General features: G+C 66.1%; 27 protein-coding genes and 1 riboswitch. Of the genes, 18 read left to right on the top strand and 9 right to left on the bottom strand.

Annotated elements, in window-relative coordinates; genetic code table 11:
• Window positions 1-9: 9 nt before the first annotated feature.
• From QMG72_RS02265 to QMG72_RS02290, 6 genes are read left to right on the top strand one after another with little or no spacing between them, the layout of a single operon-like run.
• Window positions 10-234, top strand: a complete 225-nt coding sequence (locus QMG72_RS02265; RefSeq protein ID WP_226774525.1) for a V-type ATP synthase subunit F — start codon at window positions 10-12, stop codon at window positions 232-234.
• Complete coding sequence (locus QMG72_RS02270; protein WP_253032621.1) at window positions 231-752, top strand: F0F1 ATP synthase subunit B family protein; 522 nt, start codon at window positions 231-233, stop codon at window positions 750-752. Before QMG72_RS02265 ends, QMG72_RS02270 begins: the two co-directional genes overlap by 4 nt.
• Complete coding sequence (locus tag QMG72_RS02275; RefSeq protein ID WP_283479529.1) at window positions 740-2,488, top strand: V-type ATP synthase subunit A; 1,749 nt, start codon at window positions 740-742, stop codon at window positions 2,486-2,488. The genes QMG72_RS02270 and QMG72_RS02275 overlap by 13 nt, the downstream gene beginning before the upstream one ends.
• Window positions 2,485-3,945: a V-type ATP synthase subunit B gene (locus QMG72_RS02280; protein WP_282360226.1), complete on the top strand. Its 1,461-nt coding sequence runs from the start codon at window positions 2,485-2,487 to the stop codon at window positions 3,943-3,945. The genes QMG72_RS02275 and QMG72_RS02280 overlap by 4 nt, the downstream gene beginning before the upstream one ends.
• Before the next feature lie 5 nt (window positions 3,946-3,950).
• A complete protein-coding gene (locus QMG72_RS02285) occupies window positions 3,951-4,580 on the top strand; it encodes a V-type ATP synthase subunit D (RefSeq protein WP_283479732.1) in 630 nt (209 codons plus the stop codon).
• Window positions 4,577-5,017 carry a universal stress protein gene (locus QMG72_RS02290; protein ID WP_283479531.1) on the top strand — a complete coding sequence of 147 codons (441 nt, stop codon included), beginning with the start codon at window positions 4,577-4,579 and terminating at the stop codon, window positions 5,015-5,017. Before QMG72_RS02285 ends, QMG72_RS02290 begins: the two co-directional genes overlap by 4 nt.
• A 12-nt stretch (window positions 5,018-5,029) precedes the next feature.
• On the opposite strand, the gene QMG72_RS02295 is transcribed toward QMG72_RS02290, so the two are convergent.
• Window positions 5,030-6,262, bottom strand: a complete 1,233-nt coding sequence (locus tag QMG72_RS02295; RefSeq protein ID WP_283479532.1) for a cation:proton antiporter domain-containing protein — start codon at window positions 6,260-6,262, stop codon at window positions 5,030-5,032.
• A 57-nt stretch (window positions 6,263-6,319) separates the two neighbouring features.
• Here QMG72_RS02295 and QMG72_RS02300 point away from each other — a divergent pair, with 57 nt between their 5' ends.
• Window positions 6,320-7,741, top strand: a complete 1,422-nt coding sequence (locus QMG72_RS02300) for a DUF2254 domain-containing protein (RefSeq protein WP_283479534.1) — start codon at window positions 6,320-6,322, stop codon at window positions 7,739-7,741.
• 38 nt (window positions 7,742-7,779) lie between these two features.
• Here QMG72_RS02300 and QMG72_RS02305 read toward each other — a convergent pair whose 3' ends face one another.
• The 4 genes from QMG72_RS02305 to trxA all read right to left on the bottom strand — a co-directional run bounded on the left by QMG72_RS02305 (window position 7,780) and on the right by trxA (window position 12,226).
• Complete coding sequence (locus QMG72_RS02305) at window positions 7,780-10,422, bottom strand: cation-translocating P-type ATPase (RefSeq protein WP_283479536.1); 2,643 nt, start codon at window positions 10,420-10,422, stop codon at window positions 7,780-7,782.
• Window positions 10,423-10,458: 36 nt separating this feature from the next.
• Entirely contained in the window at window positions 10,459-11,505 is a 1,047-nt protein-coding gene (locus tag QMG72_RS02310) for a Gfo/Idh/MocA family protein (protein ID WP_283479538.1), read from the bottom strand.
• 166 nt (window positions 11,506-11,671) lie between these two features.
• Window positions 11,672-11,788 (bottom strand): DUF8730 family Cys-rich protein, encoded by a 117-nt coding sequence (locus QMG72_RS17810; RefSeq protein WP_502913746.1) that lies wholly within the window; start codon window positions 11,786-11,788, stop codon window positions 11,672-11,674.
• 72 nt (window positions 11,789-11,860) lie between these two features.
• Entirely contained in the window at window positions 11,861-12,226 is a 366-nt protein-coding gene (gene trxA / locus QMG72_RS02315; protein WP_283479539.1) for a thioredoxin, read from the bottom strand.
• A 189-nt stretch (window positions 12,227-12,415) separates the two neighbouring features.
• Here trxA and QMG72_RS02320 point away from each other — a divergent pair, with 189 nt between their 5' ends.
• The 8 genes from QMG72_RS02320 (at window position 12,416) to QMG72_RS02355 (ending at window position 16,917) form a co-directional block, all read left to right on the top strand.
• Window positions 12,416-12,745 (top strand): rhodanese-like domain-containing protein, encoded by a 330-nt coding sequence (locus tag QMG72_RS02320; protein WP_282360220.1) that lies wholly within the window; start codon window positions 12,416-12,418, stop codon window positions 12,743-12,745.
• A gap of 2 nt (window positions 12,746-12,747) precedes the next feature.
• Window positions 12,748-13,074, top strand: a complete 327-nt coding sequence (locus QMG72_RS02325) for a metal-sensitive transcriptional regulator (RefSeq protein ID WP_226774514.1) — start codon at window positions 12,748-12,750, stop codon at window positions 13,072-13,074.
• A gap of 145 nt (window positions 13,075-13,219) precedes the next feature.
• The gene (locus QMG72_RS02330; protein WP_226774513.1) at window positions 13,220-13,522 is read left to right on the top strand and encodes a rhodanese-like domain-containing protein; all 303 of its coding nucleotides are present in this window, start codon (window positions 13,220-13,222) and stop codon (window positions 13,520-13,522) included.
• Between the two features lie 106 nt (window positions 13,523-13,628).
• Window positions 13,629-14,237 carry a rhodanese-like domain-containing protein gene (locus tag QMG72_RS02335; RefSeq protein ID WP_283479542.1) on the top strand — a complete coding sequence of 203 codons (609 nt, stop codon included), beginning with the start codon at window positions 13,629-13,631 and terminating at the stop codon, window positions 14,235-14,237.
• Window positions 14,237-14,998 carry a sulfite exporter TauE/SafE family protein gene (locus QMG72_RS02340; protein ID WP_396021264.1) on the top strand — a complete coding sequence of 254 codons (762 nt, stop codon included), beginning with the start codon at window positions 14,237-14,239 and terminating at the stop codon, window positions 14,996-14,998. Before QMG72_RS02335 ends, QMG72_RS02340 begins: the two co-directional genes overlap by 1 nt.
• A 143-nt stretch (window positions 14,999-15,141) precedes the next feature.
• A complete protein-coding gene (locus tag QMG72_RS02345) occupies window positions 15,142-15,654 on the top strand; it encodes a mycothiol transferase (protein WP_253032632.1) in 513 nt (170 codons plus the stop codon).
• Window positions 15,655-15,731: 77 nt separating this feature from the next.
• Window positions 15,732-16,190: a universal stress protein gene (locus QMG72_RS02350; RefSeq protein WP_283479543.1), complete on the top strand. Its 459-nt coding sequence runs from the start codon at window positions 15,732-15,734 to the stop codon at window positions 16,188-16,190.
• Window positions 16,191-16,263: 73 nt separating this feature from the next.
• Complete coding sequence (locus QMG72_RS02355) at window positions 16,264-16,917, top strand: DNA alkylation repair protein (RefSeq protein ID WP_253032633.1); 654 nt, start codon at window positions 16,264-16,266, stop codon at window positions 16,915-16,917.
• Window positions 16,918-16,939: 22 nt separating this feature from the next.
• Here QMG72_RS02355 and QMG72_RS02360 read toward each other — a convergent pair whose 3' ends face one another.
• A complete protein-coding gene (locus QMG72_RS02360; RefSeq protein ID WP_283479545.1) occupies window positions 16,940-17,215 on the bottom strand; it encodes a hypothetical protein in 276 nt (91 codons plus the stop codon).
• Window positions 17,216-17,418: 203 nt separating this feature from the next.
• Window positions 17,419-17,586, top strand: a riboswitch (cyclic di-AMP (ydaO/yuaA leader).
• A 4-nt stretch (window positions 17,587-17,590) separates the two neighbouring features.
• Between QMG72_RS02360 and QMG72_RS02365 the strand changes: the two genes are divergently transcribed.
• Entirely contained in the window at window positions 17,591-18,325 is a 735-nt protein-coding gene (locus QMG72_RS02365; protein WP_282360214.1) for an NlpC/P60 family protein, read from the top strand.
• Window positions 18,326-18,382: 57 nt separating this feature from the next.
• On the opposite strand, the gene QMG72_RS02370 is transcribed toward QMG72_RS02365, so the two are convergent.
• Both QMG72_RS02370 and QMG72_RS02375 read right to left on the bottom strand, forming a co-directional pair.
• On the bottom strand, window positions 18,383-18,970 hold the full coding sequence (locus QMG72_RS02370; RefSeq protein ID WP_283479547.1) for a dihydrofolate reductase family protein: 588 nt from the start codon (window positions 18,968-18,970) through the stop codon (window positions 18,383-18,385).
• 88 nt (window positions 18,971-19,058) lie between these two features.
• On the bottom strand, window positions 19,059-20,513 hold the full coding sequence (locus QMG72_RS02375) for a DUF5129 domain-containing protein (RefSeq protein WP_283479549.1): 1,455 nt from the start codon (window positions 20,511-20,513) through the stop codon (window positions 19,059-19,061).
• Window positions 20,514-20,525: 12 nt separating this feature from the next.
• On the opposite strand from QMG72_RS02375, the gene QMG72_RS02380 reads away from it, so the two are divergent.
• Window positions 20,526-21,179, top strand: a complete 654-nt coding sequence (locus QMG72_RS02380; RefSeq protein WP_283479550.1) for a DedA family protein — start codon at window positions 20,526-20,528, stop codon at window positions 21,177-21,179.
• 81 nt (window positions 21,180-21,260) lie between these two features.
• Entirely contained in the window at window positions 21,261-21,794 is a 534-nt protein-coding gene (locus tag QMG72_RS02385) for a hypothetical protein (protein ID WP_283479552.1), read from the top strand.
• 9 nt (window positions 21,795-21,803) lie between these two features.
• Here the strand turns inward: QMG72_RS02385 and QMG72_RS02390 are convergent, their stop codons facing one another.
• The gene (locus QMG72_RS02390; RefSeq protein WP_283479553.1) at window positions 21,804-23,483 is read right to left on the bottom strand and encodes a SulP family inorganic anion transporter; all 1,680 of its coding nucleotides are present in this window, start codon (window positions 23,481-23,483) and stop codon (window positions 21,804-21,806) included.
• Between the last annotated feature and the right edge of the window lie 14 nt (window positions 23,484-23,497).

The raw sequence follows: 23,497 nt of genomic DNA on the forward strand, positions 1-23,497 counted from the left end.
GCTGGAACCTTGACCGACATTATTGCCGCGATCGGCGAGCCGACGCTGCTGGACGGATTCCGGCTCGCGGGCGTGAGCGTTTTCTCCGCAGCCACTGCTCAGGAGATCCGTCACGCGTGGACGGAGCTGCCCGGGAACACGGCAATCGTTTTCCTCACGCCCCGTTCAGCGCAGGCGCTGCAGCTTCTACTGGCCGATCCCCATTCGCCCATGACAGTGGTGCTGCCCTCATGACCGGGCTCGCAACGGAATCACAGAAGGCGTTGGAACCCGTGCGCCGCGCACTCCGGGCGGCGGCCGAAAAGCAGGCAGCGGAGCTCCGGGACAGTGCCGGCAGGCAAGCAAACGAGCTGCTGGCCAACGCACGGGCCGAAGCCGCGGAAATTCTCGGCGCGGCGGCCAAGGAGGGCGGGGAGTCAGCCCGTTCCGAAGCCGTCCTGCGTTCGGCGAGGGTACGCCGCCAGGCTCATGAACTGGTCCTCGCCCAGCGCAATTCCCTGCGTCTGGAACTCCACCGCGGGCTGCGTGAGGCAGTCCGCGGCCTCACGTCCGACCCCCGGTACACCGGGCTGATGGATCGACTGACGGCCCGGTGCAGGGAGCTGCTGGGCCCGGACGTCGTCGTCTCCACCAGCCCCGACGGGGGCGTCGTTGCCGAAGCGGGCTCGCGCCGACTGGACCTTTCGCTTCCCCTTCTCGCCGAGATGACCCTCGACGCCATGCCTGAGGTGAGTGAGTTGTGGACCAGGTAGCAGCCCGGGCGGAGGGCACGGTGAAGCGTGTCAGCGGTCCGCTGGTGGAGATCGAGGGGGCCGAAGGCCTGTCCATGCTTGAGCTGATCGCCGTCGGGCCCCGGCGCATCAGCGCCGAGACGGTGGCGATAGCCGGGAGCCGGGCAACGCTGCAGGCCTACGAATACACTGGCGGACTCAAAGCCGGCGACGCCGCTGTCCCCACCGGCGGGGAGCTCTCAGGCCTGATGGGTCCGGGCCTGCTCGGCCAGGTGTTTGACGGGTTGATGCGCCCGCTGTCCTCCGCACCGATGTGGCTCACGCCCGAGCGCTCAGGATCCGCTGAAGACCCCACCGTCCTGGCCCGCGAGTGGACCTTCCGGCCGGAGGCGGCTGCCGGGTCGGAAGTCTCTGCCGGCGATGTCCTCGGTACCGTGCCGGAGTCCGGGTCGGTGGTGCACCGTGTGCTGGTTCCGGCCGGAGTCTCCGGGGAGCTCACCTGGCTGGCACCGGAAGGCCAGGTCCACGTGCTGGACAAAGTGGCAGTGATTTCCGGACGCGAGGTAACCCTGTCCGAGCGCTGCGCGGTGCGCCGGCCGCGGCCGTTCCGGTCCCGGCTCACGGCTGCGGTGCCGCTGCATACCGGCCAACGGGTCCTCGACCTGATGTTTCCGGTGGCACGCGGAGCCGCTGCGGCCGTTCCCGGGGGTTTCGGCACGGGCAAGACCATGATGTTGCAGCAGATCGCCAAATGGAGCGATGCCGACGTCATCGTCTACGTGGGCTGTGGGGAGCGCGGCAACGAAATGGCAGACGTCCTCGACGGGCTCTCGCAGCTTGAGGACGGGCGTACCGGGGGGAAACTGATCGACAGGACAGTCATCATTGCAAACACCTCCAATATGCCAATGATGGCGCGGGAGGCCAGTATCTTCACCGGGATCACCGTGGCGGAGTATTACCGCGACATGGGCTACGACGTTGTAGTGATCGCGGATTCGACCTCCCGGTGGGCAGAGGCGCTGCGTGAATTCGCGAACCGCAACGGTGACCTTCCTGCCGAGGAGGGTTACCCGGCCAATCTCGCATCTGAATTAGCGTCCTTCTACGAGCGCGCCGGCCGGGTGACGACACTCGGCGGGAACACGGCATCCGTGACGGTGATCGGCGCCGTTTCGCCGCCGGGCGGCGACATGACGGAACCGGTGACCACGGACTCGCAGCGGTTCGTCCGGTCGCTGTGGATGCTGGACCGTGATCTGGCCTATTCCCGGCACTATCCAGCCGTCAGCTGGACCGGCTCTTTTGCCCGCGACGCGGAAGCCCTCGGCCGCTGGCATGCTGCCAACGGGAGCCCGGGATGGGCCGCCCGCCGGGCCCGGGCTGCAGCGCTGCTGGCCGAGGCGGACCGACTGGCCGAGCTCGCGGAAATCATCGGTGCCTCATCGTTGCCTGGCCATGAACGGATGGTGCTGCTCGGTGGCCGCCTGCTGCGCGACGGCGTCCTGATGCAGAACGCGCTGAGCGCCAACGACGGCTTTTGTTCGGCGGAAAAAGGTGCCGCTTTGCTGGACCTTGTGCTCGTCGTCGTCGACGCCTGCCAGGCACTGGTGGAAAAAGGCGTCGCAGCCACCACCATTGAGGAGGCCGATCTGGGTCCGGTCCTGCGGGCGCGTGAAGAAACGGGGCCCTCGGACGCGGCGGCTGTCAAAGCCCGCAGCGTCGAGGTACTGCAAGCACTGGAGGCCCTGCAGTGACTGACCAGGACGGCCCGATGGCCAACCGCCGGACGGCCGAAGGTGCTGAACCTGTACCGCTCCCGCTATCTTTCGCCGCCCGGATCTCCCACGGGGACGTGCGGGAGCTCCGCGGGCCGCTGCTCGTTGCGGGCGGGATCGAGGGTGTGGGCTGGGACGAATTTGCTACCGTCGACATGGAAGGCGGCGAGCGCCGGCATGGCCTGGTCCTTGAAGTGGATCAGGACCTCGCCACCTTGCAGGTTCTTGAAAGCACCGACGGAATGGCACTGGACGGCATCCGGATCCGCTTTGAGGGCCGTCCGCTGCATATCCAGGTGGGAACGGACTGGCTCGGACGCGTCTGCAACGGACGCGGAGAGCCGCTCGACGGCGGCCCGCCGGTGACGGGCACCGCAACCCTTCCAGTCAGCGGGTGGCCGCTGAACCCGGTCTATCGTGAACCCCCGCAGGAACCGGTGTTGACGGGCATATCGGTCATCGATGGCCTCACGACGCTGGTCAGGGGCCAGAAACTCCCCATCTTCTCCGTCCCGGGCCTGCCACACCTAACGCTGGCGACCCAGATCGCGGCGCAGGCGACCTCCGGCGGGAAGTCGTTCCGGGTGGTGTTCGCCGCCATGGGGCTGACCCATGCGGACATCGCCTATGTCCGGGACCGCCTTGAAGAACGTTCGGCCGGGGGAGAGCTGGTGCTCTTGCTCAACGCCGCGGACGATCCGGTGATCGAACGCATCCTCACTCCGCGGATCGCGTTGACCGTTGCCGAACATCTCGCCTACACCGAGGGCCACGACGTCCTGGTGATCATGTCAGACATGACCAGTTACGCCGAAGCGGTCCGTGAAGTGTCTGCGGCCCGGCGGGAGATCCCGGCACGCCGGGGCTACCCCGGCTACCTCTACAGCGATCTCGCCACCCTGTATGAGCGTTGCGGCCGGGTCAAGGGCCACGACGGTTCGGTGACGATCGTGCCGGTACTGACCATGCCGGCCGGAGACATTACCCACCCCGTGCCGGACCTGACGGGCTATATCACGGAAGGGCAAATTGTCCTTGCCGCCGATATCGCTGCGCGCGGCATCTACCCGCCGGTCGATGTCCTGTCCTCCTTGTCGCGTCTGATGCGCAGCGGGGCGGGCAAGGACCGGACGCGCGAGGACCATCTCGACGTTGCGGCCCAGGTGCTCGCAGCCATGGCCCGGGCCCGGCAGGCCACCGAACTGGCTGAGCTGGTAGGCGCCGCGGCCCTGAGTGAAACCGACCGAAGCTACATCAAGTACCGCACGCTCGTGGAAGAGGGACTCTTCAACCAGGGGCGGGACGAAATCCGCTCCCTGGACGACACCCTCGGCCGGGCGTGGACGGCGCTCGCCGCGCTGCCCGAACAAGAGCTGACCATGGTCTCGACGACGTTCCTGGACCGCTACCTGCCCCGCGGAGACGAACAGCCGTGAGCGGGATGGGGAGGGCCGGCAAGGTCCGGATCGAGCGCCGGTTGGTGACTGCCCGGCACGGCGCGCGCCTGCTGGACCGCAAGCAGCACATCCTCTCCGACGAGCTGGAACGGCTCCAGCTCCGCGCGGAGCTGGCCCGCGGGGAATGGGAACAGCTGGCAACGGAAGCCGCGGCCTGGTTGCGCCGCGCCGCCGCCCTGGACGGAAGCCGTCAACTCGAGGCTGCTGTCCCGTCGGATCCCGCCGAAGTCCGGATGCGGTGGGGCAGTGCGATGGGTGTGATGTATCCGGAAGACCCCCAGTGTTCGCTCCCGGCGGTGGCCCGGTCCGGCGGCAGCTCGGCACTGTCCTACACCGCCGCCGTTCATCGCAGCGCCCTTGAAGCGGGCGTGCGCTACGCCGCGGTCCAACGGGCGGAACTGCTTCTTGCCGCTGAACTTGCCGGTACCCGGACCCGGCAGCGGGCGGTGGAGAACCGCTGGATTCCCCGACTGGAAAATGAGCTGCTGGAAATCCGGCGGCAGCTTGACGCACAGGAGCTGGAAGAAAGCCTCCGCCTGCGCTGGGCCGCTGACCGGGCCTCAAGGAACAGCGGCAGGGCACCGCAGGCTTCGGCCAGGGAGGAGGAACCATGAGCAATGTGATCCTGGTGGCAGTGAATGATTCCCGTGCTGCCTTCCGGGCGGCCGAAGTCGCCGTCGACTACGCGCGCCGGCTCGGCGCAGGCCTGAGCGTGGTCACCGTCCGGGAACCTGGGGCGCTGGACCGGCACCCCGGGAGCATTGATCCGGCGGCCCTGGCCAAACACGCTGACCTGGCAGCCGAAGCGGCGCTCAGCCACGTGGCCGCACTGGCCGCTGCGGCAGAGGTGGCGGTGGCCTTCAAGCAGCGCTCCGGCAAGGTAGCAGCGGAAATCCTGGCCGAGGCCCGGGAGATCGGCGCAGCCTTGATCGTCGTCGCCCTGGTGGACCGTCCCGGAAGCGCAGCCCCCTATATCGGCAGCCACACCCTTCGGCTTCTTGAGTTTTCCCGTGTCCCGGTGCTGGTGGTCCCGCTGCACCGGGGAACCTGATCTTCCGGGAACCTACCCTGGCGTGGGGGGAGCGTTCGGCGTGACCCGTTCGAATTGCTTGGCGACCAGGACGTCGGTCGAGGAATGCGCCAGGATGGACAGGACAATGACGAGCGCCACCAGATGGAATACCTCATCGGCGTATTCCCCGCCGGCTTCGAGGACCAGCAACCCGTACACCACCGAGGCGAAGCCCTTCGGGCCAAACCACATTGCCGAGAGCTGTTCCTTGGCCGGCAGCCCGGTGCCTAGGAACGAGACCAGCAGGGCAAGAGGACGCGCCACGACAATTGCCAGGACCGCGAACATCCACCCGGTCCAGGCGATTTCGCCGAACAGGAATGTTGGGGTGATCAGCGCACCGAAGACCAGGATGGCGGCGAGTTTCAGCAGCTCTGAGACGAGCTCGCCGAACTGCTCAAATTCTGCACGGAAGCCAGGTCCTGCGGTTGCCACGGTGATACCGGCGGAGAAGGCGGCCAGGAAGAGGTTGGCCCCGGACACCAGGCAGATGGCGAGTACGAGCAGTCCGATCGATACCGCTACCAGCGGCTGAAGACCCTTTGTCGCCTTGAGGAAGGGCAGCCGTTCCAGCCGGATGACAATCAGGGGCACCAGGACGCCGACCACCAGTCCCAGGACGATCTCCTCGGCCAGGAGTCCCAGCTCAAGGTCCCCGCCGCCGCCGAGCGCAACGAGCACCAGAACGATCGGCAGGGCCAGGCCGTCATTGAGGCCCGACTCGACATTGAGCAGGTGGCGCAAGCGGCCAGGGACTTCGGCGCGGCCCACAATGGCGGCCGCAAACACCGGATCGGTCGGTGCCAGCACCGCGCCCAGCAGGAAACTTTCCAGCCAGGGGATCCCGGCCACAAAATGGGCCAGCAGGGCCGTAATGAGGAGCGTCAGTGGAAGCCCCAGAAGCAGCGCCCGGCCCGGCAGACGCCACGCAGACCGCAGGTCCGAGAGCCCCACCTTCATGCCGTCGGTAAACAACACAGAAAACAGGGCAAGCTGGGCAAGGACCCCGACGACCGGATCCCCGGGCGCTACCGGAAGGACCCCGAGCATGCCCTCGCCCAAAGCGAACCCGCCCAAAAGAAACAACACCGCCGTGGAAAGAATCGTCCGGCTGGCCCGTTCCGAGATGAGAACCGCCAGGAGCAGGAGAACCGCAAAAACCAGCGTCAGCGTCGCAACCACGGCATTCCCTCCGGCGACGGCCACAGCTCGGCTTGATCGCATATTGTGCTGTCCTTGGGCTTTCATCCTAGGCGCGCGGACGGCCATTAGACTCGCATCATGATGGACACCACGGAGAAACGGCCCCGCAGAGCTGCCGTTTCAAGCGTTCGAGCGCGGATCTACACGATCCGCGCAGCCTTTCGTTCCCGGCTCTGGCCCCTGCCGGTCGTGGCGGTAGCGCTGGCCGTCACGCTGGGCGTCGGACTGCCGATACTCGATGACCTGGTGGATCAGCAGCTGCCCGAAGTGCTGCAGAGGTACCTCTTCAGCGGTGGGCCGGAAGCCGCCCGGGCAGTCCTGCAGTCGATTTCGGGCTCCCTCATCACGGTCACCTCCTTGACCTTTTCCCTCACGGTCGTGACGCTGCAGTTGGCTAGCAGCCAGTTTTCGCCCCGGCTGCTGCGCACGTTCACCAGTGACAGTTTTGTGCACGGGACCCTGGCGTTGTTCCTGGGAACGTTCTCGTATTCGCTGACGGTGCTGCGGACTGTCCGCAGCAGCACCTCCACCGGGAGCGAATTCGTCCCGGATATCGCCGTCACGGTGGCTTTCCTGCTGGCCATCGCGAGCGTTGTGGGTCTAGTGCTGTTCCTCGCGCATCTGACCCGTGAGATCCGCGTCGAGTCGATGATGCGCAATGTCCACACGGCAACCTCGGCCACCATTCGGCGCGTCATTCCGCAGTACCAGGCACCGGGAGCCACGGACGCACCGCCCAGCGTCGGCGCGGCCACCGCCGTTGGCGTAGCGGAAAACCCGCGGGGTCAACGGATTATGTCCTCGTCCTCGGGTTTTCTGTCCGCCGTCGACGCTGCAGGCCTGGCTGCGGCCGCCCGGAAGTCCGGGGCAGTCATCCGGCTCGATCAGCGGCCCGGGGCTTCCCTTATTGCCGGCGTTCCGTTCGCCACGGTCTGGGCTTCGGCCGGTAGGGCGTTTTCGTCCGCGGAGTTGGAGGAGCTCACGGCGAAGATCGGTGCCGAGGTGACGATCGGCTTTGAACGCACCGACGACCAGGATCCCGCCTTTGGTTTCCGCCAGCTGGCCGATGTCGCGGCCCGGGCACTGTCTCCCGGGACCAACGATCCGACGACGGCGGTCCACGTCATCGGACACTTGTCCAGCCTGTTGTGCGAACTGGTGGGGCGCGACCTTAGTGACGAGCGGATTAGAGACTCTGACGGCACGGTCCGGGTCATCCTGGCCCGGCCCCGGTTTTACGAATTTTTGTCCATTGCCGTATCGCAAATCCGCCACTACGGCCTTCAGGACGCTGCGGTTGGAAGCAGGCTCCTGGCACTGTTCGAAGAGGTCGCCTGGTGTGACCGGCGAGGGGCTGCGCTGGAGGCACTGCACAGCGGGCTGGGCGAGGTGCGCGAAAGTATGGAGTTGCACAGCTATACAAGCGCGGAAAAACGCATGCTGGTGGACAAGTATGAGCACGTCAGGACGGCCGTGTCCGGCGGAGACCCGTTGCGCTGATGACGGCCGGCATCGTGCCGCAGGATACCCGGCGGACGTTACGTGGCCGGGGCATCGTGGCGGTGGGCCCAGCGCCGGACCGCCTTTTCTGCTTCGACAATGATCAGCACTGTCGATCCGATGGCCGCGCAAAGGAGCCATTCCCCGGCGCTCAACGCAGTGAGCTCGAGCAGTCCGGCGGTGAGCGGCCAGCTCATGACGGCCCAGTGCAGGCCGAGTGCGGCCACGGAAGTAAAAAGGAGCGGCTTGTTGGCCAGCAGCCTGAGCTGGAAAAGCGACTTGTTCTCGGCCCGGGAACTGAAGACCTGGAAGAAACTGAGCATCACGAACACTGTCAGCGCCAGGGTCCTGGCATGGATTTCGGGGTAACCCGCATGCAGCTCCACGATGAAGCTCAAAAGCACTGCCAGCGCCATCCAGGCACCGGTGATTCCGGCCCGGAACCAGAGGGTGCGTGAAAGGATTCCGTCGGAGGGGGGCCGCGGAGGGCGGCTGAGTTCATCACCTTCCGCCGGTTCGAACGCCAGGGCAATGTCCTGGACCCCGTTGGTCACCACGTTCATCCACAGCATCTGCACGGGAAGGAACAGCAGGGGAGTGCCGGCGAAGACGCTCAACGTCACAGCTACCAACGCTGCGGCCCCGGTGGAGAGCAGGAAATACGTGGTTTTGCGGATGGCGGCGAAAGTGACCCGGCCTTCTTCTACCGCGTGCACAATGGTGACGAAGTTGTCATCGGTCAAAACGACGTCGGCTGCTTCCCGGGCCACGTCCGTGCCGGATTGGCCCATCGCGACGCCAATCGTTGCGGCCCGGAGCGCCGGGGCGTCATTGACGCCGTCGCCGGTGACGGCCACCACGTTGCCGGCGTTCTGGAGGGCGTGGACGATCCTGAGTTTCTCCACCGGGGAGACCCGGGCCGCGACGGAAGTCTGTTGCAGGCGGGCGGCGAGCATGTGATCGTCCAGCTCCGCCATTTCGGAACCGGTCAGGGCAGGTTTGTCCGTCGAGAGCCCGAGCCGCCCGGCGATGGCCGTCGCGGTGACCGGGTGGTCGCCGGTGATCATCATGACTTTGATTCCGGCCAGCCGGCACCGTGCGATCGCGTCAGCCACTCCGGCCCGGGGCGGGTCGGTCATTCCTTCCATGCCAAGGAACATAAGCCCGGACGGGGGCGGCAATACGGCAGGGATTTCCTCGCCGGCGGCCAGGCTGCGGGACCCGGTGGCGATAACGCGCAGGCCATCCCGGCCCATCTCCGCATTGGCCGCATGGATCAATGCCTTGTCCAGCGGGTCCTCGCCGGCCCGGCCCGCCATTGTGCCGGCTGCGTCCATGACCGCTTCCGGGGACCCTTTGACGTACAGCGTCCGCCCGCCTTGGGCGTCGGCGTGGATTGTCTGCGAGTACCGCAGATGCGGTTCATAGGGCTGGTGGCGCAGGGCCTGGGCGGTACGGTCCTGTTCACTGATGGTGCCCCGGGCCACGGCGGTTTTCGCCATGGCAGCATCAACGGCGTCGCCGGAGTACTCCAAGTCCTCGTCCTCGGAGGAGAGCGTTGCCTCGTTGGTCAAGGCACCGGCACGCAGAACAGCCCGGACAAGGGCCGTGTCCGCGCCGCCGTCGTGGTCTCCGGCCGAAATCTCCAGGGGGCCCGCAGTGGTCCAAAGCCTTTCCACCGTCAACCGGTTCTCGGTCAGGGTCCCTGTTTTGTCTGATCCGATGACTGTGGTGGAGCCCAGGGTCTCGACGGCGGGCAGGGTGCGGATGATGGCATTGCGCTTCGCCATCCTTGACACGCCGAGGCTGAGGGCCACGGTGAGCACGATGGGAAGGGACTCCGGGATGGTGGCTACCGCCAGTCCCACGGATATCCGGAACATGGTGGAGACGTCGTTTCCCAGCACCAGCCCGGCGATGAAGATGAAGACAAGTGCCGCAAGGATGATCAGGCCAATTCGTCGTTCCAGGTTCCGGGTGAGCAGCTGCAGCGGTGATTTGCCCGGTGGGCCCTGGACGAGGGCATTGATTTCACCCAGCGCAGTTCCGGCCCCGGTCGCAACAACAATTCCCTTGCCCCTCCCACTGCCCACGAACGTGCCGCTGTAGGCAATATTTGCCCGATCCGCGTCGGAAACATCGGCCGGCAGCTGTTCGGTGCGTTTGGTGGCGGCGAAGGGCTCGCCGGTGAGCATAGACTCGTCCAGCTGCAGGCCGGTGGTTTCGAAGAGCCGGAGATCGGCCGGGACACGTTCACCGCTTTCGAGCAGCACCACATCGCCGGGCACAATCTCAGGCCCGGCAACCACCTGTTCGGTGCCGTCCCGCAAGGCCCTGCATGAGGGCGTGGAGAGCGATTGCAACGCCCGGACGTCAGCCTCAGCCTTGCGCTCCTGGACATACCCGAGGGCGGCATTGATACACAGGATGAGGAAAATCGCGCCGGAATCCACCCAGTGCTGCTGAATGAGGGTGACCACGGCGGCGGTCAACAGGATCCCAATCAACGGGCTGACGAACTGCCGCACCAGCACCCGCCACCAGGGTGTGGCTGCTGCGACGGTCAGTTCGTTGGACCCGGCATCGCCCAGTCGACGGGACGCCTCCGCTGCGGTGAGTCCGGAGGGCCCGGACGTCAGCCTGGCAAAGACGGCTGCCGAGTCCAACGCATGCCACGGCACGGGCTTCGCGTCCTTAGCCGGTGGCACTGGCGGCCGCTACCGCTCGTCGCTGGCGTAAGAAAGCCCGATCTGGCTCCGGACCGCGTCCAGGGCCAGCATGACCTGCACACTCTCGCGGGGCGAAAGGATATCGTTTGCCGTTGCGCCGGCGGCAATGAGCCGCTCGATTTCCCACGCCTGGTACTGCATGCCGCGGCCGGTGACCGGTTCGTCGAACCGCTCGACGACGGTGCCGCCGTCGTCGTACCGGGTGAAGCCGGTGGGGGTGTACCAGACCGGATCGATTTCGATGCGGCCTTCGGTGCCGATGACGGCGGCCCGGTTGGGCCCCGCGGTGTCCAGCGCGCACTGCAGGACGGCCTGCTGTCCATCCGGATAGTCGAAGATCATCGAGCTCTGGCGGTCGACGCCGGTAGCTGTCATGCTGGCGGCTCCCTGGATCCTGGTGGGGTTCCCGAACACATCGAAGGCGAAGGACACCGGGTAAATACCCAGGTCAAGGAGGGCGCCACCGCCGAGGGCGGGATCGTTGAGCCGGTGCTCCGGGTTCTTGGGCAGGTTCTGGTTGTGGTCCGCAATCAGCGTCCGGACGTCGCCGAGGGCCCCTGAACGGATCAACTCACGAATACGGACCATGTGCGGCAGATAGCGCGTCCACATGGCCTCAAGGGCAACCAGTCCGCTCGACTCGGCCAGCTCCATCACGGCCCGGGCCTGCCACGCATTCATGGCAAACGGCTTTTCGACCAGCACGTGCTTTCCGGCGTTGAGGGCCAGCAACGCGTGCTCGTAGTGAAAGGGGTGCGGCGAAGCAATGTACACAACATCGACGTCGGGGTCGTTTACCAGCGCTGCATAGCTGCCATGGGAAGACTCCAGCTGAAATCCGGCGGCAAACTCCCTGGCTCTCGCCGGCTCGCGGGATCCGACCGCCTGAACACTGAAACCGTGCCCGACCAGATCCGAAGTCTGCAGCCCCGCGATGAATCCGGTGCCCAGGATTCCCCACCGGACAGGCTTGACGGAGCCGCCCGGGGAGCCGCTGGAACCTTCAGCGGAGCGGGTTGCGGCGGTGTCTGGCATAGCGGTGGATCCCCTCGGGCAGGCGGTCAAGAGGGCGTCGGGTGCGAAGTGGAGCGAAGCTACGCCGTCTGCTTATGCTAGCCCAGGGCGGTCCCCGGAGCGCTGCAAAGACGGGCCGGAAAGCCTTCCACCAGTTGGTGAAGAAGCTTCCCGGCCCGCCGTCGGATTACTTGCAGGTGCAGCGCTGTTCTGCGGCGACGTCGGCCATAACGGAATCGACATGCTCGCCGCAACCGGCCCAGGTGATCTTGCCACAGCTGTTGCAACGGACGGGACTACACATTGGTTTTCTCCTTGGTTGTGGTGGTGAAGCTGATTCGGCTGGGAGCCCTGTCTTGAGGGCGCTAGTGAGTGGTCAGGACGCGGCTGCGGTGGACATCTTGCTGCGGACGTCCGCCATGTCGAGCCCCTTCACGGCGGTGATGAGCTCCTCAAGGCCGGCGGCGTTCATGGCGCCGGGCTGGGAGAAGACCAGGATGCCCTCGCGGAACACCATCAGGGTGGGGATGGAGGTGATATTGGCGGCCGCGGAGAGGCCTTGTTCGGCTTCGGTGTCGACTTTGGCGAACACGACGTCGGCGTGCACCTCCGAAGCCTTGCTGAAGGTGGGTGCAAACATCCGGCACGGGCCACACCATGATGCCCAGAAGTCCACCAGCACAATGTCATTGCCGGAAATGGTGTCGTTGAAGGTCTTTTCGGAGATGTCGAGGGTTGCCATGCCTCAACTGTATACCCCCGGGGGTATAACTGCAACCGCTCCTTTGTTGGGTTCCGGATATTGTCCGCTCGGGTGGCAGTGCTTGCCTATATACCCCCGGGGGTATCACAATAGAAGAATCCCCAGGGGTATCACAATAGAAGAATTAGGCCCGTGCCCGGAGCCCCGGGAGGTTGGAAGGAAAGCGGTATGAAAAGCATTTCTGTTGATGATCTGGCAGCGCTCGCACCCGAGGTCCCCATTATCGATGTCCGGGAGGCTGAGGAGTATAACGAGGCCAATGTTCCGGGCACCAGGAACCTGCCGCTGTCGCGGCTGAGCCACTCTCTGGGCGACATTCCGATCGGGCGTGCGGTCTACGTTATGTGCGCCTCCGGCGGGCGCAGTGCGCGGGCCACAGCCCACCTGGTGGAGCAGGGCTACGACGCGGTAAACGTCCTGGGCGGCATTACTGAGTGGTACCGCAATGGTCACCCCGTCTCATATGGCCCTGTGTTATATCGCCGCGGAAGTGATTGAGCATGTCCTCGGTAGCCAGCGTTCCGGCGCCAACCCCGGGCAATAATGCCGGCCGGCGCCGGACTGTCAACCGGCTCAAGCGGGCCCACGGGCAGCTCGCAGCCCTGATTGCCGCCGTCGAGTCCGGGCCCGATTGCGGGAGTGTAGTCACCCAGCTCTCGGCTGTCCGCGGCGCCTTGGACAAGGCGGGTTTCGAGCTCATTTCGGCAGCGATGGGCGAGTGCCTCGCCGGGGCGCCGCCTGAACCTGAGGCAACAACTCCCGACGGCGCGGCGGGCCAGCAACTCACACTTGAGGAAATACGAGGATTGTTCCTGCGCCTGGCCTGAGGTGCCGGCGCCTCCCGGGGCGTCGATGCCGAGGGGATCGGCCCGGATCTGGGCCTGAAATTTGAAACCACATACCCCGAGGGGTATGTTGTATAGGGCCGGATTCGCCACGTAGCCGTACCAGCATCCCGAAAGGTGCAACCCCATGGACATGACCTCCCAGCAGCTTAGCGACCACCTCCAGAAGGACAGCGACATCCAGATTGTGGATGTTCGCGAGGCCGATGAAGTTGCATCCGGCATGATCGCCGGAGCCAAGCACATCCCACTGGGTGAATTGCCGGCCCGGCTGGGGGAGTTGGACAAATCCCGCCGTGTGGTTGCTGTCTGCCGCAGTGGCCGGCGTAGCGAAGCCGCCGCCGAGCAGTTGGCAGCGGCCGGCTTTACTTCCTTCACGATGACCGGCGGGATGCTGGACTGGACCGCGGCCGGACTCCCCACAGGCTGACCCCTTACGGGTGTGCCGGGGCATCGTTCCCAGTTTTGAGCTGCCAGGCCACCCTCCGCTTCCGCGCCCAACCGCCGGAACCGCCCAAGCCAGACCGAAAGAGATTATGACTATCACACCCAATACCGCCTCAGCCCGCCCCGCGCCGCAGACCATTGACGCGTCCACCCTGAAGGACTGGGAGGACAACCACGATGACCTGATGGTGATCGATGTTCGCAGCGGCGCCGAGTTTGATTCCTTGCATATCAAGGGCTCTTACCATGTTCCGCTGCCCATGCTCAGTGAACATACTGAGGAGTTTGCCGCCAAGATGGGCACCCGCGTGGTCCTGGTGTGCCAGTCCGGAAGCCGGGCCGAACAGGCCCGAAAGTACCTCGACGCCGTGGGCCTGGGCAGCGCCAGCGTGCTGGCCGGCGGGGTTCCTGCCTTCGCTGCCGCCGGCGGCAACGTAGTCAAGGGCAAAAGCACCTGGGCCATGGAACGCCAGGTCCGGATGACAGCCGGATCCCTGGTCTTGGCCAGTGTGGTGGGCAGCAGGTTCCTCTCGCCGAAACTGGGCCTGCTCGCCGGCGGCATTGGCGCCGGGCTGACGTTCTCGGCTGCGACCAACAGCTGCGCCATGGGCCAGATGCTTTCCAAGATGCCCTGGAACCGTTCGGTCAATGAGCCCACCGCACACCAGGCGCTGCAGAACCTGGGCATCAAGGCGTGATCATCACCGCGGCGGCGTTCGGACTGATCGTCGGCGGCCTGCTGGGCCTGGTTGGCGGCGGCGGGTCCATCCTGGCCGTCCCCGCCCTCGTCTACGGGGTGGGGCTGCCGCTGAGTGCGGCAATCCCGACGTCGCTGGTTGTGGTCGGAGCATCCTCCGCCGTCGCGGTGTTGCCCCGGCTGCGGGGCGGTGTGAACTGGCGGCTGGCTCTTATCATCGGCGCAGCCGGCACGGCTACCGCGTATCTTGGTGCTTTCGTGAACCGGCTCCTCGACCCGAAGGTTTTGCTGCTCGCCTTCGCCGCCATTATGGTCCTCGCCGGGATCCGGATGATGCTTCCGTCCAAGGCGTCCGGCGGTTCCTGCGCCTTGCCCGGCGGAGGCGTCAACTGGCGCAGCTGCCTGCCCAAGGCAATCGCCACCGGTGCCGTCGTGGGGTTCCTGACCGGTCTCCTCGGCGTGGGGGGCGGCTTCCTGATCGTCCCCGCCCTGACCCTTGTCCTGGGCCTGCCGATGGCTGTGACCGTTGGCACCTCACTGGTGATCATCGTGATCAACTCGGTGGCCGGCTTTGCTGCACACCTCGGGGACCTGCAGATCGACTGGGCTGTGACGTCCGCCTTCGCCGGCGCGGCCATGGTCACGTCCCTTCTTGCCGGCAGGCTCGGGACCAGGATCCCGGACAAAGTCCTGAAGCGCAGTTTCGGCGTCCTGGTTCTGCTGGTCGCAAGCTACGTGACGGTGCAGGCGCTGCTCTCCTGAATACGTTCGCACGGCGGCGGTGTGCTGAAGGCGGGACGCGGGATCGAAGATCAAGCTGGACATAGGATCGATTCGGCCCTATCCGGGGGAGTGGTCTCCGTGCAAGCATGGGGCGGAGCGACGCTACTCGATGAGGGGACTCGATGAAATCCAACGAACTGTTGCTGGACGCCTTCGGCCGGCTCCGTGAAACGGTGGCAGACACCCTTGACGGGAGTGACGGTACGGCCCTCCTCCGTCGGCCAGCGGGCACCGGAAACTCGATGGCTTGGCTGATCTGGCATCTCAGCCGGGTGGAGGACGCGCAACTCGCCGCTGCGGCAGGACTGGAACAGGTCTGGATTGCGGAGGGGTTTGCGGATCGTTTTGATCTGCCCCTGGCTGCCAAAGACACCGGATACCGCCATACTTCGGACCAGGTCGACGCGGTGAAAGCCTCCCCGGAGCTCCTGGCGGAATACTATGACGCGGTTCACCGGCAGACCGTGCAGTTCCTGGAATCCCTCGGCGACAAGGACTTCGACCGCATTGTCGATACCCGCTGGGACCCGCCCGTCACCCTTGGGGCGCGGCTGGTCAGCACCCTTGCCGATTGCCTCCAGCACGTGGGCCAGGCAGCTTTTGCGAAGGGGCTGAAACCCGCCGTCGACGTCTAGGCCGCTGGCACCGGTTTTCGCTCCCGCCACGACCGACTCGCCCACCTCGCCCACTGAATCTAGAGAATGGAAAAGACATGACCAGTACAGGCCCGTTTGTCATTGTGGTTGGTTTTGACGGCTCAGAGAATTCGGACAGTGCACTGAACTGGGCCGTGGATGAGGCAAAGCGCCGCAATGGCCGGATTCGCCTCATCACCGCCTGGAGCAAGCCCCCGCTCGCCTGGTACCCCGCACTGTTGGAAACGGCCGCCGGCGAAGTTGTGGCAGAGGACTCCCCCCGACGCGCAGCCGAGACGTTGCAGGCTGCTGCCCTGGAGACTGCTGAAAGCCAGGGCGTTGCAGCCAGTGGAGAGGTCGTTCACGGCGATTCGGCGGCGTCTGCATTGCTCGACGCCGCCAAGGCTGCCGACCTCGTTGTCGTGGGGGCGCGTGGTCACGGCGGATTCCCCGGGCTGCACCTGGGATCGGTGGCAACACAGATCATCAATCACGCGCCCTGCCCTGTGCTCGTTGTCCGGCCCAAGGAGTCCTGAGCAGCGGGGCCCGTTGGCTCGCCCCTTGCGGTCCGGATCATCAACAGCCCAGGGTCTGCGGGAGAATATCCCCATGAGCTATGCGGGTGATGCTATTGACGCGGCCCTCCAGCGCGAGTCCTCGTGGAGCCGAGCCGAGGACGCTGAGGCCAGGCACGGCAGCAATCACCGGTACTACGGTGCATCGGTCGGAGCCGTCCGCGGAGCCGTCCGTGACGCCCTCCGCCGCCATCCAGAACTGACGCATGATGACATCACCGCCCTGGGCTCCGAGCTGTGGGACGTGCCGGTCTTTGAACGCCGCCTCGCCGCCGTTGTGCTGCTGCAGTCAAAAGTGGGCGTGCTGACCAATACGGACCTGACCCGGATCGAGGGATTTGTGCGGAGTGCGCGGCTGGGCGCCTTGGTTGATCCGCTGGCCATCGACGTCGTTGGTCCCCTGATCGCCGGGCTCGACGTCGTCGGCAGGGTGCGCGCCGACAGTGTCCTGGACCGTTGGATTCGGGATCCCGACGGCTGGCTGCGCCGCGCGGCCCTGCTGTCCCCGCTGCGCGCACTCCGCACCGGCGCAGGGGACTGGCCCCGGTTCGTGCGTCACGCCCGATCGGCGCTGGCGTGCCCACCCCGAGCGGAGTCGGGGCAGGACGGCGAGAGTGCGGTCACCGACGTCGCGGTGGCCCTGATGCTCGCCGAGATGGAACGGCACCGGCCGGAGCTGGAGTTCTGACCCGGACGTCCCGGCCGGCAAGCTACCCTGAGTGGCCCGGTCGGCGCTCCACAACGGCGTAGGCCTTTTCGTCGAAGAACTCCCAATCCGTGATCACCATAAAGCCGAGGGTATCCACACGGTCATTCAGGACGCGGACATCGAAGCCGCCGTCGCGTGGCTCGGCGTCCCACGTCGAAACGTGGACTTCCCCGTTTTCCAGGACCAGCAGTTCGGTGTTGACACTGAAGTCCGCCAACGGCTGGTTACTGAGCTGGCAGATTGCCACAGCGGGCCGGGCGACGTGGGGAGTGGTCATTTTCGGGCCTCTGCTTCGGGGGACGGTGTTGGCAACATCCTATGCCTGTGACCGCGTGCGGGAAGGGCCAGCGGGCCCCCGCAGCCCGGTCCGCCGTTACCGCAACGTGACATGTTGTGATCATTCCGTTATCTTTGTTAGGTGCCTGTTGTCTCCGAGACGGGCTCTCCCCAGCCGATTGCCTAACTCTGCCGCGGCGCGGGGATAACTCGCAGCAACGTCCGGCAGAGACGGGGAAACCACTTTTGGCCCGCTGTTCTCCAGGGGTCTTGGGGTGAAGCCGCACGGCCCGACATGATCGGGTCCGCGTGCGGCCGGGTGCCTCCCATCCGAATCCGACAGCTCACCCCGCAGGCATTGGGAGAGGCTCAACTAATGACTTTCAGCAACACTCACGCGCCCAACCGCGACGATCTTCGCAGTACCCGCCGCACCATCGGCCGTCAGGCCGCAGTCTTCGCCGCCGCTTCCGGAATGGTCTTCAGCGGCGCGATGGCCGCCAATGCAGCGGACGTGCCAGCCCAGCGCGACTCCGCACCCGCGAGTTCCGTCGATGTCAAGGGCGTGGTCGCCGCCCCGGTTATGGCGGACTCCGCTGTACAGATCACCTTCGAACGCCCCGTCGTTGAGACTGCCCCGGCGCCCGTGGTCGAGGCACCCCAGCCCGTCGCGGCCCCCGCAGCACCGGCCCGTGCGGCCGCCCCTGCCGCCCCTGCCGCCGCGAAGGCTACTGTCAACGTCCAGGCTGCACCTGCGCCGGCAGCGGCTCCTGTTGCTGCCCCGGCTGCCGGCGGGGTCAATGCCACCCTTCTGGCCGTGGCGTACGGCCAGGTCGGCATCACGCAGGACTGCACCGCGATGGTCGAGAAGGCCCTGAACGCTGCCGGCATCCCGGTTGGTGACATTGGTCCGATGGGCTTTATGAACTACGGGAAGGTAGTCGGCGACCCCCAGCCCGGAGACATCATTGTCCAGTCCGGCCACGTTGCCATCTACGCCGGCAACGGCCAGGCCATCAGCGGCGGCATGAACGGTGTCAACGCCACCATGGCCCACCCGCTGTCCTGGCTGACCGCCACGGGGCCCGTAACGTTCGTCCGCGCCGGCTAGCACAACCGCAGGCACTGTACTGAAGGCCGGTCGATCGGTTGCCTTGGGGGCAGCGGATCACCGGCCTTCGGTCTGCCCGGAGGCAGGCTCCGGGGAATACCGCAGCAACACCACCCCGCTGCCGAAGGTACGGCTCTCCAGCAGCCGGAGCGCCGTGATGTCATCGGCCGCCTGAAACAAAGGCTTGCCCCGGCCAAGCAGGACCGGGTGCACATAGATCCGGTACTCATCGATCAGCCCCAGCCGCCTGAAGGCCGCCGCGAGCTCTGCACCGCCCAGCGCAAGGTCGCCATCCGAGTGTTCCCTGAGCCGCCTCACGTCCCCGGGAACGACCTCGCGCACCACCTGCGTATTCCAGCCGGCCTTCGACAGGGTCCTGGAGTAGACGACCTTGGGCATGTCCCGCCAGATCCCGGCGAACTCGATCTCCGGGGCCGTGCTGGACGGGTCCTGGTCGGCCGTGGGCCAGTACTCGGCCATCATCTGGTACGTCACGCGGCCGTCTAGAAACGCTCCCATGCCGCGGAGCTCTTCGTTAAAATGTTGGTGCAGTTCTTCATCGACCCGATGCCAGCTCAGGTCCTGCCCCGGCCCCTCGATGAATCCGTCCAGGGATACCTGAAACATCAGAATGACTTTGTGCATTGCATCACTCCTTCGCTGCCCGGCACCCCGGGAGTTCGAGCGTACGCCGCAGTTCGGCTCTCCGGTAGGGTCAATGCCGGCCGAACCGTTAGAAGCTGGATGAACTGCCGGACCCGGAGAAGCTTCCGCCGCTTGCGCCGTAGCCGGTGGTGCCGCCGCCGCCGCGGGCGCTTCCGACGCTGCTGACACCGGTGTTGAAACCGGAGTTGAAAGTGGGAACGGAGAAGAAGTAGTAGGCCGGGTATACGGTGCCCAGGATGCTGGGCTCGTAGGTACGCCCGTACTTGGCTTTGCTGCCGGCCTGGGCGCTTTCCATTTCCTTGCGCATCAGGTTGGCTTCCTTTTCGTTTTTGGCGTAGCCGGCGATGACGGTATCCGCGTGGTCCCTGAGCAGCTCGGAGAGCTGGGTGCGTGCGTCCCGCAGCCGGTCCAGGGCCGTCTCAGGGCTGATGGTTCCGTCCGCGAGTTCCGCCGTCCACCCTTCGATATCGCGGTGGCTTGTGTCCCGGAACGAACGCAGGGCCGCCGCGGTCGCCGTGTTGCCCCCGGCGTTGCGCTTGCTGAGCATCTGTTCAATTGCCGCGAGGTCGGCGCGGAACGGAGCGAGCTGCCGGTCCCAGGCAGGCGCCCACACGGAGCCACGATTGAGCAGGGCATTGGTGTCGGCGATAACGTCGTCGAGGGCATCCAATTCGGCGGCGGCGTCGGCGTAGCTGCGGATCAGTTTCAGGTTCGGCCGGCGGCTGAGGTCCCTCGCGGACAAGGAATGGACCTGGTTGGAGAGACCGGTGGCGGTGCGGTACTTCGCCATAAAGGTCCGGTGCTTTTCCAGCACTGTACTGCCGTAGCGGGACGCTTCCGGGATGGTGCCGGCGTTCAGTTCGGTGACCTGGAGGTCCATGCTGACGCTGGCGTAGCTCGCGTCGCCGCGAGCCTGTTCCTTGCGGCTGCTGAGCCGGGTCCGCCACCGCACGATCAGCCAGGTCGCGGCGCCGGCCACGGCGGCAGCCGCGGCACCCCAGGCCGCGACGAGGAAGGCTGTGGACCGGTACCAGGGCTGGTTGATCAGTTCGGCGCCGCGCTGGATGCCGGCGATGGTGCCGGTTGTCCACTGGGCATCGCGAAAGAGCTCCTTGGTAGCGTTCTGGATGTCCTCGCGCTGATCCAGCGAGACCTTCCGGTCCTCGCCCATGTACGTGCCAACATGCCGGCCCGCCGGGTCCAGGGCGAAGATATAGAGCCCGTTCGCCCATTTTTGCCCGTCCTCGCTGATCCATTCCGGATGTTCGGACCGGGCGAAGCGCAGGACTTCCTCGTTGAGGTTATCCGACGCCGCACCACTGTAGGTGTAGACGGCCACCTTGGTGGGCTGATAGAAATCAATCTGCCGGACTGCAGGCAGGAGGGTTTTTTGGTCAAGTACCCCCGCCTTGTCCTCCACAACGATGTCGGAAGCGGTAACGGCCTGTGCCGCCGGTCCGGTCCCCGCCAGCCCGATCAACACGAGAGCGAGGACAGCACGTATTTTCCGAACGATTCCCATTTCCCGAGCGTAGTGCCTGCTGTCGATGGCGTCGACGGGGTGGGTGGCCTGGCCGGTCTAGCCGCGCGCGCAGTTGACGCCCTTGGTGAATGGGGTGTGGGACTCTTTACCCTGGCGGAGACGGTCTTCCCGCCCATTCCCAGCGAGGTCATCCTTCCGCTGGCGGGGTTCCTCACGCGGCAGGGGAGCATGAACATGGCTCTCGTGCTGGGCACCAGTACCCTGGGTGCCTACCTTGGCTCCTTGCTGCTGTATTGGCTGGGGGCGCGGCTGGGGCTGGAGCGGTCCATCCGGTGGTTGTCGAGGGTCCCGCTAATGGACCGGGAAGACTGTGAAAAAGCCGCAGACTGGTTCAGCCGTCATGGAAAGTCCGCGGTCTTCTTCGGCAGGCTGCTGCCGGGCGTTCGAAGCCTGATCTCGTTGCCTGCCGGCGCCGGGCGGATGCACCTCGGCACGTTCAGCGCGTTCACGGTTGCGGGGAGCGGAATCTGGAACGCGCTGCTGATCGGGCTGGGGGCACTGCTCGGGGCGCAGTACCGGCTCATTGACGAGTACTCCCGCTTTTTCAACGTTGCCGTCTACGCTGCCGTGGCTGCCGTCGCCGGCTGCCTTATCCTCAAGGGAATCCGACGGCGAAACAGCAGGTCAGGGCGGGGTGGGGCCTAAAGGCGCCATAACGGCGGGCCCGGCCTGGTGGGAGGCCCGGTCTGGTGGTTCGTGTGGAAACCGCTTGACCGGGAATCCGTGGTGACATCCGGCGCCGCCGGGGATTCCGGGAGTTGGCTAAACGCCCGGTGGCTTTACCTGATGGTGGTGTTCGGGATCAGCGCCGTGGTAGCCGTCATCACCTTGCTGGTCATCGGGTTCCGGCTGTTCGAGTACTACTTGGGCGAGGTCACCGGCGGAAGCCTGGTGGACAGGATCCGGGCCCCGCTAGGCTTGCTCGCGGCCACCTGCCTTGCTGCCGGCTACCACTTCGCGGTGTGGCGCCGCGAGCGTGCCGTGCCCACGGCTGGGGGCCCCGCCCGCACCCACGCCATCGGGCAGGTCGTGCTGGTCACAGGCGGTGACCCCGCCCCGCTGCGCCGGCTGATTGAAGACATCACCGGGGCCGGCGTCACCGTTTGGCGGCGGGCCGGCGCCGGGGCAGCCGTTGCCGCTCCGGCGTCCGCTGCCGACGCGGCCCGGCTGGCCGGTGAACTCCAGGGCGTGAGCGGACGGCGTGTACTCGTGACGGTCAGGCCGGACGGCACGATCGACGTGATCCCGTTGCAGGACTGAGGCCCTGCCCTACTCCAGGCCGAAGGCTGCCTTGTAGCTTCGCACCGCGTTGGAGACGGTGGGGTAGAAGTGTTCCGGGCCAAACCGGCTGCTGGCCCCAAACCGGATCAGCCGGTCCTTGATGGGACCCTTCATCTCGGCGAAGACCAGGCTAATCCCGCCCCTCGCGAGCTCGTCGTCGAGCGCCACAAGGTCATCCAGTGCTGTGGTGTCCAGGCCTGTGATGGCCTCCGACGCGACAATCACCCAGTGCACGGGGTGGGTCGTGCCGGCGACGAGCATCCTGATGTGATCGGTGAAGACGACCCCATTGGCGAAGAACAGCGGCGCATCGAAGCGGACGATGACCAGGCCGGGGACCCGGTGGCCCTCGGGATGCCGGCTCAGGTCGTGGTAGCCGGGAACGTCCGGCACGCTGCCCAGTTCGGTTCGGTAGGGGTCCAGTGCGCGCAGGACAAAGGCGATCAGGGACAGGCCGATGGCGACAACAATCCCTTCCAGCACCCCCACAAAGGCGACGCCCAGGAACGTGGCAACCAGCAGTGCGGCCTCGGTCCGGCTCATCTTGAGCAACCGCAGCAGCGTTCGGACGTCGAAGATCGACGCCGCGGCGACCACAACCACACCTGCCAGCACGGGTGCGGGCAGGTACGATGTGACGCCGGGCGCCAGGACCATAAACAGCGCCACGAGAACGGCGGCAAAGACTCCGCCCAACGGACTCTTGGCGCCGGCTTCGAGGGCGATGGGCGTCCGCGAGGTGCTGCCGCTGATTGGGAATCCGCCGAAGAGGCCGCTGGCCAGATTCGCCATGCCGAGGGCACCCATTTCCTGGTTCCCGCTGACGTGCGCTCCGCTCCGGGCGGCCAGGCTTTTGGAGAGCACCGAGGTATCGGCAAAGGCAATCAGCGCGATGCCTGCCGCCGGGCCGACCAAGGCCAGCACGTCAGCGAAGCTGACTCCGCCGAGGGCCGGGAGCGGCAAGCCGCGGGGCAGGGCTCCGACGGTGGGGAGCGCCGGCGCCAGGTTCAGTGCCGCGGTCAGCAAGGTGGCCGCCACGACGGCGATCAGCACGCCGGGGAGCTTCCAGGGCAGAACACGGCACACCACGATGACGGCGATGGTGCCCGCGCCGAACAAAAACGCGAGGGGTTGAACGGCGCCTCGTGCCACTTCCGTGAAGGTGCCCGTTGCGATGCCAACAAGCGAGCCGCCGGGGGACGGGAAGCCGAGCAGTTTAGGCAACTGGCTGAGCATAATCGCCACGGCGATTCCGTTAAGGTAGCCAACGCGGATGGGTTTGGACAGCAGGTTGGTGACAAAACCGAGCCTGAGGATCCTGCCCGCCAGGAGCAGCCCGCCGATCATCAGCGCCAGGAGACCGGCCAGGGCTACGGCGTGGTCCGGATCCTCGCCGGCGAGCGGCAGGAGGGCTGCGGCGATCATCGGGGCCAGGCTGGAATCCGGTCCGATAATCAAGACCCTGGACGGTCCGAAGACGGCGTAGACGAGCAGCGGGATGATCGAGGCGTAGAGGCCTGTGACTGCCGGCAGCCCGGCGGCCTGGGCGTACGCCATTCCGGTGGGGATGAGGAAGGCACTGAGGGCCGCGCCGGCCATCAGATCCGATTTCAGCCAGATTCGCTTATAGTTGCGCACCGTCAGGAGCCCGGGCGGGGCTTTGGGCACCCAAGCTCCCCGCA

It is taken from the genome of Pseudarthrobacter sp. PH31-O2 (assembly GCF_030063265.1).
GTDB lineage: Bacteria > Actinomycetota > Actinomycetes > Actinomycetales > Micrococcaceae > Arthrobacter.